We start from the raw sequence: 11,839 nt of genomic DNA on the forward strand, positions 1-11,839 counted from the left end.
AATCAAAATTTCCAGGCGCCAGGTCTAAACCCACCGCTTTAGCCGGTCAGATTCCAGCACTTTGATAGTGCTGTGGGCATATCTAACATAGAGATAGAGGTGAGTAGTGTGCTCGACTACCAGACAGGCGGACAGTCTGAGTATAAGATGGGTACAATTTTGACGCTTAAACAGCATGTAGGTCGTGAGCCCGGATTAAAGGTGGTCAACCGATGAAAGGGTTTTGGAGATATTGGGGGAAGCGTAAACCGAAAAGTATTTTCCGCATTTTTTTTCTCTCCTATTTGGTAATCTTGCTTATCCCCATTATGCTTGGAATTATTAGTTACAGAAATTCGGCAGTTGTATTAAAAGAGCAGATGGGGGTTTACAACGTATCGTTACTAGACCAAACCCGTCAAGTATTTGACACTTATTTATACGGCGTCGATCAGCTGATGAATAATTTGTCTCTTGACGAAACCATTCTCGATTTTTTGCATTCCAAGCTCCCCATGTCGCCTAGAGATCAGTATGCCATGTCGAGAGCGGTCAGAAGCTTGTCCACACTTATGAATACGAACGATTTCATCAGCAATCTCTTTGTTTATTGCAGAGGGACAGATGCGGTATTGACTCCTACCGGAAAGTACACGCCGGAATTGTATTTCGGTCAGGAAGCGAGTTATATGGGCACAAATGTCGACGAGATCGTGAGTTCGCTTCAGCTTTTCAGTTATAAAACGTTCAGATCTGCCGAAGGAACGGGAGCAGCTCAAAACCAACGCTATTTGCTCTATTTGAATTCGCTTCCATTAAATCAAAAAAACGAGCCGTTGGGAACGGCGGTTGTCGAGATCGACATGAATAAATTAGAGGCCTTTCTGCAGAATGCGGATATGCTTGATCAAGGGGCAGCTTACGTCATAGACGGCAACGGACAGACGATTTTTGGCGTAGGCGACGAAAAATGGCTGAGCGGAATCGATTGGAACCGAGCAGATGGCAAAAGGTTTTTCTTTACCCGGACAAATGAAGGCCAGAATATCATTGTTTCCTATTCGCAATCTACCCTAAACAACTGGAAATATGTTTCCGTCATTCCGAGCGATATTGTTTTGAAAAAAGTAAATTATATTAAAAACTGGACAATTGTGATTACGCTTGTAGAACTGGCGCTCGGCGGATTGCTGTCGGTTTACTTGGCCAGGCGGAATTATATCCCGATCAAGCAACTGGCCGATAAGCTCAAATTGAAGGTTCAAGGGAATTTCTCCGGGCTGAATAACGAGTTGGCATTCATTGAATCCGCGGCGGAAGCGGCAGTTGGCGAAAGCGCAAAAATGAAGGGGATATTTGAAATGCAGCGCCCGGTTATGCGCGTAACCGTGCTAAACCGACTATTGAACGCAAATGAGGTCATGGTTGCCGGTATAAAGGACTCGCTCGGCAGCTTGGGTATTCATTTCAAGGGCGATATTTATGCCGTTTTGAACATCGGCATTGAGCATTACCGCAAATCGATATCTCCGGATACCTATGAGCAACAGTCGATTATCCGTTTTGTCATTGTGAATGCGTATGAGGAATTGCTTAAAGGTTCCTATACGGCATACGGATTTGAGACGGTCGGGGATGAGCTTGCGGTTATTGTCAACATGACGGAGACGCCGCCGGATTATCTTGAATCGATGTATGAAATCAGTCAGCAGGTAAAGAGGTTCGTAGAGCAGAAATTTCATACTCTGATTACGATTGGAATCGGCGGAACGCATCAAGGGGTTGAAGGATTGGCGAGGTCATACGGCGAAAGCAAAAAGTCGCTGGAATATAGAATCGTGAAAGGCAGAGGCTCCATTACCGCATTTGCGGAATTAACCGATCGGCCTGTTCCCTTTTACGCATTTCCGGTGCAAACCGAAGCCAGCATCTTGCAGTGCGTCAAAGCCGGAGACATGGAGAAGGTCAATGAACTGCTGAACGGAATGTTCCTTTCGGATCATGGCGGAGCAAGCATGACGATCGAAGAAGCGAAGTGCATGTTTATGCATCTTGTCAGTACGGGGCTAAAGGTGCTCGGGGAGACGATCATTGACAGTAATAAAGTGTTCGGAGACAACTTCCAGCCGGTCGTCAAAATTTTGAGTTGTACGACGGTGGTAGAGATTCAAACGACGCTGCACACGATTTTCGGGAAGATTTGTCTGTATATGGCAGAAAACAAGAAAAGCCACAATGATGAATTAAAGGAGAAAATAATTGAATACATCTATGACCATACAGCCGACACGAATTTGAGCTTGTCGAGCGTAGCGGCGTTTCTGCATATGAATCCTTCGTATTTGTCGCATTTCTTCAAGCAGCAAACCGGTGAAAACTTTATTGAGTTTGTAAACAAGACTCGACTGGAAAAGGTCAAGAGTTTGCTTCGGACAAGCAAGTTGCCTTTATCCGACATCTGCAGCCGAACGGGGTTCTCTAGCCCGGCAACGCTGATCCGCGTGTTTAAGAAGCTGAACGGGGTTACCCCCGGCCAATATAGAGAGGGCGGTTTCGAGCCCGATTGACGTTCACACTTCCAGGGCGCGGGTGGCCTGGAAGTGTTTTTTTGCGAACAGGGCGATTCTAAAAAAGTGTGAATGCTTCCAAAGAATAAACCATTTCACTTCAGCGGCAAATAGGTAGACTGGAAGCAGATGCGGAACGTGCCGCATCCATCATGAACATCATTCGTACGGGGGGAAGGATCAAACGTGAGAAGGTCTAAATGGACATCTGCATTCTTGTGCACTGCCCTGGCAGGCTTCATGCTGGCGGCCTGCAGCAACTCCGATAACGCGGGAAATGGGGGAGCTGCAACCACAGAACCGTCAACAGACGCCGATCAGGGGGAAGCAGTCGAAAGCGGTCCGGCAACGGCGGGACTTCCTATTTCGCAGGGAGATTTGACGTTGAAGTTTTTTATCGATCTCGATTCGAAGGTCGGCGCGACGATGAAGTCGTATAACGAAATCGCCGCTTTTCAGGAAATGGAGAAACGAACCGGCATTCACATCGATTTCCAGCATCCGCCGGTAGGTCAAACTACAGATCAACTCAATTTGATGCGGGCCTCCAACAGTTTGCCGGATATTGTGTTTTACAATTGGCCGTCTATACCGGGCGGAGCGGCGAAAGCGATTGCAGACAAATCGATTCTTAAGCTGAACGATTTGGTGGATAAGTATGCGCCGAACTTCAAGAAAATTCTTGAGACGAACGAGGAAGTACGCAAGATGGCTACCTTGAATGACGGAACGATCTATATGTTTCCGGTGTTGTGGATCGATCCAGCCGTTCGGGTGAACTACGGTTTTCAGATCCGAAAGGATTGGCTCGACAAGCTGGGGCTGAAGGTGCCGGAAACGATAGACGAATGGTATACGACCCTCAAGGCTTTCCGGGAAAAAGATCCGAACGGGAACGGAGATCCGACCGACGAAATTCCGTTCGTTTCTTCGGCTGGCGACTTCCGCAATTTCAGCGGCGCATGGGGGATAAATGCCAGTACCGGATTTTATCAGCAAGACGGTAAAATCAAATATTCAGCCATGGAACCCGCATACAAAGATTTTCTGGAAACGATGGCAAAATGGTATAAAGAAGGGCTGATCGATCCCGAGTACGCGTCGACCGACGGGAAAATGAAGGATTCCAAGATTACCTCCGACAAAGGCGGCGCATTTATCGGCTCATTATCCGCAAACATGGGCAGATATTTGGGACTGGCGCAGCCCAATATCGAGGGATTCGACTTGATTGGCGCACCGGCTCCGATCGGCCCAGCCGGCAAGCCGTACACGAACACAAATAACTTCATTAAATCGGTGCCGGGTCCCGGAGCGGCAATCAGTATGAATAATAAGCATCCCGAGGAAACGGTCAAATGGCTCGATTATCTCTACGGTCCCGAAGGGATCAAGTTGATCAACTGGGGGATCGAAGGCGAGAGTTACGTCATGAAGGACGGCAAGCCGCAGTTTACCGACATCGTGACGCATAACCCGGATGGTCTGCCGATGGACCAGGCCGTTACCCGATACGCTCTTCCTCATGTGGCGATGCCGACAGTGCGCGTTAAGGACGCCAATTGGGCGATTACAACGACGTTGCCGCAGCAGATAGATGCGGTGGGAACGTGGGAACAGTCGGACACCTCGCTGCTGCTGCCGCTTATTTCTCCCGATGAGAAGGACAGCGCCAGATTGGCCTCGATCATGAACGAGGTACAGACCTACGAAGATGAAATGATCAACAAAATCGTCATGGGAATCGAGCCGGTCAGCAAATATGAAGAAGGCGTGGAGACTCTGAAGCGCATGGGGATCGAAGAAGCGATTGGGATTATGCAGGATGCTCTGGACCAGTACAATCAGAAAAAGTAGCGAAGGAGTAGGAATATGGAGAATCCGGTTACACCCATCGACGTTCGGGGCGGGATATTCCGCACTTCCAGACTTCAGGCTATCAAAAAAGATTTCGCCAAACGCAAGCTCATTTATTTCATGCTTTTACCCGTGGTCGCATTTTATGTTGTTTTTCATTATTGGCCGATGTACGGTGCGATTATCGCATTCAAGAACTTCAGCCCTGCCCGAGGAATTCTCGGAAGCGAATGGGTAGGATACCAGAACTTTCAGGACTTTTTCCGAAGCTACTATTTTTTTCGAGTGTTGCGCAATACATTTCTGATCAGCATATACGAGCTCATATTCGGGTTCCCGGCGCCGATCCTGCTAGCGCTGCTGCTGAACGAGTTGCGGAACAAATGGTACAAAAGGGTCGTTCAGACCGTCACCTATTTGCCTCACTTTATATCTCTTATGGTCATTTGCGGAGTTGTGACCGATTTTCTGGCCAAGGATGGCGTCATCAATGACGCGATCGCTTTTTTTGGCGGATCGCGGGAATCTTTTTTACTGCTGCCTCAATGGTTTCGTACGATCTTTGTCAGCACCAGCATCTGGCAGCAAGTCGGCTGGGGCAGCATCATCTATCTTGCGGCGTTGTCCGGAATCGATCAGCAGCTGTACGAGGCGGCACGAATGGACGGAGCGGGACGATTCCGGCAAATATGGCATATTACCATTCCCGGAATCGCTCCGACGATTATGATCTTGCTCATTCTGCAGACCGGCCACATGATGAATGTCGGCTTCGAGAAAATTATTTTGTTATACAATCCGAATACGTTTGAAACGGCTGACGTGATTTCCTCATTCGTCTACCGCAAAGGACTGCTGGAGATGAATTACGGCTATAGCGCAGCTGTCGGTCTGTTTAATTCGCTTATCAATTTCACGCTGCTGATCTTGGCCAATTGGGCAAGCAAGATGGCCAAACAAACAAGTCTGTGGTAGGAGGTGAACGTAGTGGCAATTAGAAGAACATGGGGAGAGAAATGGTTTGACGGGGTCAATATCGCTGTTTTGTTCGTGTTAATGGCGGCTACCTTATACCCGCTGATTTATGTCGCTTTTGCTTCCGTCAGCGATCCCTCGCTTTTCGTTCGACATTCCGGATTGCTGCTCTATCCGCAAGGCTTTACAATAGAGGCATACAAGCTTGTTTTGAATAACCCGATGATTTACATTAGCTATCTCAATACGCTTCTCTATGTTGTGGCGGGCACTGTTCTGAATTTGGCAATGACGATCCTCGGAGCTTATGCCTTGTCCCGAAAAGATCTCTATTGGAAAAATGCCATTACGCTTGTTATCGTCTTCACAATGTTCTTTAGCGGCGGGTTGATTCCGCTCTATTTTACCGTAATGGACCTCGGATTGCTGAACAACCGGCTGGCCTTACTATTGCCAGTCGCGATCAATACGATGAATCTGATTATTATGAGGACCTCGTTTCTCTCGATCCCGGTCGATCTGGAGGAGTCGGCGACGATTGATGGTGCAAACGATTTCACGATACTACAACGGGTTATTCTGCCGCTGTCGGGTCCGATCATCGCGGTAATGATTCTGTATTATGGCGTCGCCCACTGGAACTCTTGGTTCAATGCCATGATCTTTCTAAGGGATCGGGAGCTGTATCCCTTGCAATTGATTTTGAGAGAGATCCTGTTGTCGAACAGCACGGATACGATGATGACGGACGTATCCTCCGTTAACAAGACGCCGGTCGGAGAAACGATCAAATATGCGACGATTATCGTTGCCACGATTCCGATTTTGTTTGTTTATCCGTTTCTCCAGCGCTATTTTGTCAAAGGCGTGATGATCGGTGCACTGAAGGGGTAGACGGTCGGGAATCGGATTTTATAGGAAAGGAATGGAATCGTACATGAACTTGATCTATATAAACACCCACGACACGGGCCGTTATATCGAGCCTTATGGACATCGTGTCGCAACTCCCAACTTGATGAGGCTGGCAGCGGAGAGCGCCTTGTTTCGCCAAGCGTATTGCGCCGGGCCAACCTGTTCTCCGAGCCGTGCGGCTTTGCTGACGGGCTTGGCGCCCCATTCCTGCGGAATGACCGGGCTGGTGCATAGAGGCTTCCGACTTCGGGACAGCGATCGCCATTTGGCGAATTTTCTGAAGCGGAACGGCTATGATACCGCGTTGAGCGGGATACAGCACGAGGCAGCGGACGCCGCCGATCTGGGCTACCAAACGTTGCTGAACGCGCAGTCCGTCAAGGATCCGGCTATGCGGGATTACGCCAATGCCCTGGAAGCCGCCGAATTTATCAAGAGGAAGCACGACAAACCTTTCTTTCTGTCGTTCGGCATGTTCAATACACACCGTCCGTTCCCGCCCGCTTCTCCGAAGCATCGGCCGGCGTATATTCTTCCGCCGTCGCCGCTTGCGGATACAGAGATCAATCGCGGCGACATGGCGGGTTACCATACTTCGATCGATATCGTGGATCAATGCGTCGGCATCGTCATGGAGGCGATCGAGGCGTCCGGATGCGCCGGGGAGACCGTCGTTGTTTTCACGACCGATCACGGCATCGCGTTTCCCTACATGAAAGGAACGCTTTATGATACGGGGATCGGCGTCGCCCTCATGATCCGATACCCGGGCAATCCGATGCGGGGCCTGGCGACGGATGCGCTGGTCTCGCAAATCGACCTGTTTCCGACGATCTGCGAGTTGGCTGGTCTGGCGCCCCCAGATGGGCTGCAGGGGCGCTCGCTGCTGCCGATTTTGACAGGAGCCGCCGAGCAGGTCAATGCGTTTATTTTCGCGGAGACGAACTATCACGCTGCTTACGAGCCGATGCGCTGCATACGGAACGCAAGATACAAGCTGATCCGCTATTACGGCGAGCGGGATGGATGGGTTTGGGCCAATATGGATGATTCGGACAGCAAAAAGGCGATTATCGAAGGCTCGGATCTTCCGCAGGCCCGCCCGCAGTGGCAATTGTTTGACCTTCTGACAGATGCGCCGGAACGAGTCAACTTGGCGTACGATCCCCGGTATGCCGACATATTGTCCGATCTCTCGCGGGAATTGGAACTATGGATGAAGAGAACGGACGATCCGTTGCTGTCGGGACCTGTTCCCCGGCCGGAAGGGGCGAGGCTCAATAAGCCGTCGGCCCTCAGCCCGAGCGATGCGGATTATGAATAATTGAGCTTTTGTTAGTGCGCACTACGGATACCGCAATCGATTCGATAAACTGAATTCGCGTAAGCCCTGAAAGAAAGGATGAAGCTTGCGCTTGAGAAGTATCGCAGCAAACTTAGGGATCTGATCGATACGCAAACGCTCGTCGGTCATGAGGGTGTTCCAAGAAGCCGTAAAGGCTCTTGGCACACCCTTCTTTTTTAGGCAAAATAATGCCCTTCTTCGAGATCGGCGATCAGTCCGGGCTGCTTCGGTTCCCAGCCCAGAAGCTCCCGCGTTGCCCGACTCGCTTGCGCCGTGTTGTACAGGCTGGTGATGTCGAAGGCCGCAATAGGGCCAAGAAAGCCGAAATGGTCGGCAGCTTCTTCCGATGTGATGCTGACCGCCGGCACGTTCAATTGCCGTCCGATCACCGAGGCGATCTCGCGGAGCGGAATGCCTTCATCGCCGGCGCCAAGCAGCCGTGAGCCCGCCGGGGCGGATTCCAGCGCCAGACGGTATAGAACCGCCGCATCCAGGCGGTGAACCGCCGGCCAGCGGTTCGTTCCTTCGCCGATATAGGCGGCGAAGCCCTTCGCCCGGGCGATGTTGATCATCATGGGCACAAAGCCCCTATCGCCTTCTCCGTGCACAGACGGTGCAAGAGAGACGATCGATGCCCGAACGCCCCGTTCTGCCGTTGCGAGCACGGCATGATCCACGGCATGTCCATTGGCATGAGCCGTGGTAATGAACGGTTTTCCGGAGCCCTCAAGCGCCGCTCCCATGACTTCGACGGCCCGTAAATCCAGAGCCAGCGCACCTTCAAAGTCGGAAAAATCGTTGGTGAACGCCAGATGAATCACGCCGTCCGCAGCCGCCGCGCCGCTGCGCAGCGTATCGAGATCGTCCAGCGTGCCGTAGAGCGCTTCGGCTCCCGCCGCCTTTAAACCCGCCGCTTTCTCTTCCGAACGGCAAAGTCCCGTCACCGTATGCCCCGCGCCGATCAGTTCCCGGACGACCGCGGAACCGACATACCCTGTTGCTCCTGTAACCAAAACATGCATGATGACATCCTCCTTCAAGAGTTGACTGCTTGAACAGGTTAAGCATAAACTATGAAGTGAACTTTATGGCAAGCGGTCCAAAGGAGAAATAATGATGAAAATTCAGGAGCTGGCGGACAAGATGGGATTAACGATCCATACGATCCGCTTTTATGAAAAGGAGGGCTTGCTGGACGATCGGCATGTCCGGCGAGAAAGCAACAATTACCGCAACTATTCGGAAGAGGCTGTCGAGCGGTTGAAGCTTATCAAGAAGTTCCAATCCATCGGCTGTTCGTTGGCCGAGCTGAAGGAAGTTCTGCAGGAACACGACGCCAATGCGCGCACCAACCAGCAGATTATAGATTGGATTCAGGCCAAGAAAAAGGAGATCGAAAGCAAGAAGGAAGAATATGACCAAATGTTGGACACCCTAAACAAGATGCTGGAGTATCGGACTCTGCTCATGGACGATCCGCAAACAGCTCAGGAGATGCTAAAGACTTGGCATGCCGGCTCCTCCGTTTGAGTATCCAGTCTGCTGAAGCTTTCCGTTCGTTCCCGTTCGCACCTCTTTTTCGGAGCATCGGGATCACTCATAATACACGGCGTCGTAAGGAAACTCCAGCTTTTTGGCCCGATAATCCTTCGGCGTCATCGCCATGTATTCGCGAAAGACTTTGCCGAAGTAGCTTGGACTGTCGAAGCCGCATCGCTTGCCGACCTCGTGAACGGGCAGATCCGTCGCTCGCAGCAGGGCGAGGGCGGCTTCCACCCTCCGGTCACGCAGATAGGCCAGGGGCGAGGTACGCTCCGACTTCTGGAACAGCCGGCACAAGTAGTGCTTGTTGACGCCGGTCTGCTTCGCGATCGCGTCCAGCGTAAGGGGCGAGGCGTAATGCTCCTTCAAATACTTCTTGGCCTTATCCAGGATCGAGCTGGAGCTGGCGCTCATCTCCTTGCCGACCTCGCGGCTCGATTGCACCAAGGTCAACATCCATTCATACACCAGGCCGGACAGCCGGTACTTGTCGGTCACCTTCTCTTCGGCGATCATCCGCAGCAGCTCCCAGAAATGAGCGATTAAAGGGGAGTCCGCTCCCCGGCGAATGACGGGGCCTTCCCGTTCCGTTACGAGGTCCCAGATCCGGTTCGCTTCGTGTCCCCTCAGATTCAGCCAGATGATCTCCCACGGCTGTTCCGATCCCGCGTAATAGTAACGGTGCCGGCTCGGAACCTTGGCCAGAAACCCCGTGCCCGGCGGAAGGGCGAAGCTGTGCTGGTCAACCTCGATATACCCTTGTCCGCTCAGCGTATATTGAAAGATGACATGGCCGACATCCGGGCGATCGTCGCCGGCGAAGCTGTACTCGGGGCTGACGATCGCCTGCCAGCCGATGGAGTCGAGCGTCAGGATCGATCGGTCGTCGTTGCGAAAGGCGTAGGCCGCGGGCTTGAGCATATCGGGTTCTCCTATTGAGAAAAGTCAATTTTATTATAGTATAGGGCACAACTTTAAGATTGTCCTCCCCTCTCCCGAACGGTAAGATCGAGGTAGACAAAGGAGTGTTAGCGAATGACTAAGCACAACAGGGAGATCCGCCTGCTGCCCGGGGAGTATTGGTGGGGAGGGCGCGCCGCGGACGGGAAAAGCATGCCTTACGGCCTGTCGCCGTTCGGAGCGGACCTGGCGGCAAGCAATGAAAACAATCAGGCCTGTCCTTTGCTCCTCTCGAGCAAGGGACGTTATGTTTGGTGCGAGGAGCCGTTTTCCTTTCGCTTCGAAGACGGCGTTCTGACGGTGAGCGGCGAGGGGGGAGATTTGGTTTTCGGCGAAGGCCATGGGACGCTGCGCGAGGCGTTTCGTTACGTATCCCGCACGTTTTTTCCGCCGGTGCCGATTCTGCCGGAAGAGCTGCTGTTCTCGGCTCCCCAATACAATCTTTGGATCGAGCTTCTCTACGAGCCTACGCAGGAGAAGGTTTTGGCGTACGCCAAGCGCGTGCTGGCCCACGGGATGCCGCCGGGCGTCATCATGATCGACGACAATTGGCACGAGCCTTACGGCAACTGGCGCTTCCATTCGGGGCGCTTCCCCGACCCGAAGCGGATGGTCGAGGAGCTTCATGCGATGGGCTTCCAGGTCATGCTCTGGGTCTGCCCTTTTATCAGTCCGGATTCCATGGCTTTCCGCAAGCTGGAGCCGGAAGGGCTGCTCCTTCAGGATCGCGAGGGCAAGACGGCGATTCGCAAATGGTGGAACGGACACAGCGCCGTTCTGGACTGCACCAACCCGAAGGCCGTCGAGTGGATTCACGGGCAGCTGGACGCCCTGCAGGCCGAGTACGGCATTGACGGCTTCAAGCTGGACGCCGGCGACCTCGAGTTCTACGAACCAGACGATCGAAGCCATGCGCCGGCGACCCGCAACGGGCACTGCGAGGCGTGGGCCAAGGTCGGGCTGAAATATCGGCTGAACGAATATCGCGCCTGCTGGAAGCTCGCCGGACAGCCTCTCGTCCAGAGGCTGAAGGATAAGAGGCACGAATGGCAGGGCAACGGTCTCGACTCCGTCATTCCGGACGGATTGGCGCAAGGACTGCTCGGCTACGCGTATACGTGTCCCGATATGATCGGCGGCGGGGAATACTCGAGCTTCGCGACCGGCCGCTTGGATGCGGAGCTGTTCGTTCGTTACGCCCAGTGCTCGGCCCTGTTCCCCATGATGCAGTTCTCCGCCGCGCCATGGCGGGTGCTGAACGAGGAGCACCTGCGCTATTGCGTGGAAGCGGCCCGGCTGCATGCCCGAATCGGATCGGAGATCGTGGAGCTGGCGAGACAGGCAACCGTCTCCGGAGAGCCGATCCTTCGCCACATGGCTTACGAATTCCCGGAGGAAGGCTTGGAGACCGTTCAGGATCAATTCATGCTGGGCGGCTCGCTGCTCGTCGCCCCGGTCGTCGAGAAAGGGGCGAGAGCCCGCAAGGTGGCATTCCCTGCGGGTACTTGGGAGGGGGACGACGGCAGCGTCGTGGCCGGACCGGCGATTCGGGAGATCGACGTGCCGCTCGGAAGGCTTCCTTACTATCGCAAGTTACCGATCTAAAGCGGGACTTAAAGCAAAGGGATTGTCCAACGGTTATCAACCGTAAGGACAATCCCTTATCTTTTAGCAACGATCATTCCCTATCGATAGCAGG

General features: G+C 52.8%; 9 protein-coding genes. 7 read left to right on the plus strand and 2 right to left on the minus strand.

The genetic code is table 11. The features are described 5' to 3' along the window. The first annotated feature begins 212 nt into the window (after positions 1–212). The 5 genes from H7C18_RS02685 to H7C18_RS02705 all read left to right on the plus strand — a co-directional run bounded on the left by H7C18_RS02685 (position 213) and on the right by H7C18_RS02705 (position 7,617). Entirely contained in the window at positions 213–2,546 is a 2,334-nt protein-coding gene (locus H7C18_RS02685) for a helix-turn-helix domain-containing protein (RefSeq protein WP_185127468.1), read from the plus strand. A gap of 186 nt (positions 2,547–2,732) precedes the next feature. Beyond that, the gene (locus H7C18_RS02690; RefSeq protein WP_185127469.1) at positions 2,733–4,403 is read left to right on the plus strand and encodes an extracellular solute-binding protein; all 1,671 of its coding nucleotides are present in this window, start codon (positions 2,733–2,735) and stop codon (positions 4,401–4,403) included. A gap of 15 nt (positions 4,404–4,418) precedes the next feature. Beyond that, positions 4,419–5,378 carry an ABC transporter permease gene (locus H7C18_RS02695; RefSeq protein ID WP_185127470.1) on the plus strand — a complete coding sequence of 320 codons (960 nt, stop codon included), beginning with the start codon at positions 4,419–4,421 and terminating at the stop codon, positions 5,376–5,378. 12 nt (positions 5,379–5,390) lie between these two features. Beyond that, complete coding sequence (locus H7C18_RS02700) at positions 5,391–6,272, plus strand: carbohydrate ABC transporter permease (RefSeq protein ID WP_337912771.1); 882 nt, start codon at positions 5,391–5,393, stop codon at positions 6,270–6,272. 43 nt (positions 6,273–6,315) lie between these two features. Continuing rightward, complete coding sequence (locus H7C18_RS02705; protein WP_185127471.1) at positions 6,316–7,617, plus strand: sulfatase family protein; 1,302 nt, start codon at positions 6,316–6,318, stop codon at positions 7,615–7,617. 197 nt (positions 7,618–7,814) lie between these two features. On the opposite strand, the gene H7C18_RS02710 is transcribed toward H7C18_RS02705, so the two are convergent. After that, the gene (locus tag H7C18_RS02710; RefSeq protein ID WP_185127472.1) at positions 7,815–8,660 is read right to left on the minus strand and encodes an SDR family oxidoreductase; all 846 of its coding nucleotides are present in this window, start codon (positions 8,658–8,660) and stop codon (positions 7,815–7,817) included. A 94-nt stretch (positions 8,661–8,754) separates the two neighbouring features. Between H7C18_RS02710 and H7C18_RS02715 the strand changes: the two genes are divergently transcribed. Further along, entirely contained in the window at positions 8,755–9,168 is a 414-nt protein-coding gene (locus tag H7C18_RS02715; protein ID WP_185127473.1) for a MerR family transcriptional regulator, read from the plus strand. A 63-nt stretch (positions 9,169–9,231) separates the two neighbouring features. Here the strand turns inward: H7C18_RS02715 and H7C18_RS02720 are convergent, their stop codons facing one another. Beyond that, positions 9,232–10,101, minus strand: coding sequence for a helix-turn-helix transcriptional regulator (locus H7C18_RS02720; RefSeq protein ID WP_185127474.1), 870 nt, complete (start codon positions 10,099–10,101; stop codon positions 9,232–9,234). 114 nt (positions 10,102–10,215) lie between these two features. On the opposite strand from H7C18_RS02720, the gene H7C18_RS02725 reads away from it, so the two are divergent. Then, a complete protein-coding gene (locus H7C18_RS02725; protein WP_185127475.1) occupies positions 10,216–11,745 on the plus strand; it encodes a glycoside hydrolase family 31 protein in 1,530 nt (509 codons plus the stop codon). The last annotated feature ends 94 nt before the right edge of the window (positions 11,746–11,839 follow it).

Origin of the sequence: Cohnella zeiphila (assembly GCF_014212055.1) — a bacterium.
GTDB classification, from domain to species: Bacteria; Bacillota; Bacilli; order Paenibacillales; family Paenibacillaceae; genus Cohnella; species Cohnella zeiphila.

Excerpts from the sequence above, each read along its gene's own strand:
- H7C18_RS02685 (WP_185127468.1), top strand. The coding sequence starts at position 213 with ATGAAAGGGTTTTGGAGATATTGGGGGAAGCGTAAACCGAAAAGTATT.
- H7C18_RS02695 (WP_185127470.1), top strand. The coding sequence starts at position 4,419 with ATGGAGAATCCGGTTACACCCATCGACGTTCGGGGCGGGATATTCCGC.
- H7C18_RS02705 (WP_185127471.1), top strand. The coding sequence starts at position 6,316 with ATGAACTTGATCTATATAAACACCCACGACACGGGCCGTTATATCGAG.
- H7C18_RS02710 (WP_185127472.1), bottom strand. The coding sequence starts at position 8,660 with ATGCATGTTTTGGTTACAGGAGCAACAGGGTATGTCGGTTCCGCGGTC.
- H7C18_RS02715 (WP_185127473.1), top strand. The coding sequence starts at position 8,755 with ATGAAAATTCAGGAGCTGGCGGACAAGATGGGATTAACGATCCATACG.
- H7C18_RS02720 (WP_185127474.1), bottom strand. The coding sequence starts at position 10,101 with ATGCTCAAGCCCGCGGCCTACGCCTTTCGCAACGACGACCGATCGATC.
- H7C18_RS02725 (WP_185127475.1), top strand. The coding sequence starts at position 10,216 with ATGACTAAGCACAACAGGGAGATCCGCCTGCTGCCCGGGGAGTATTGG.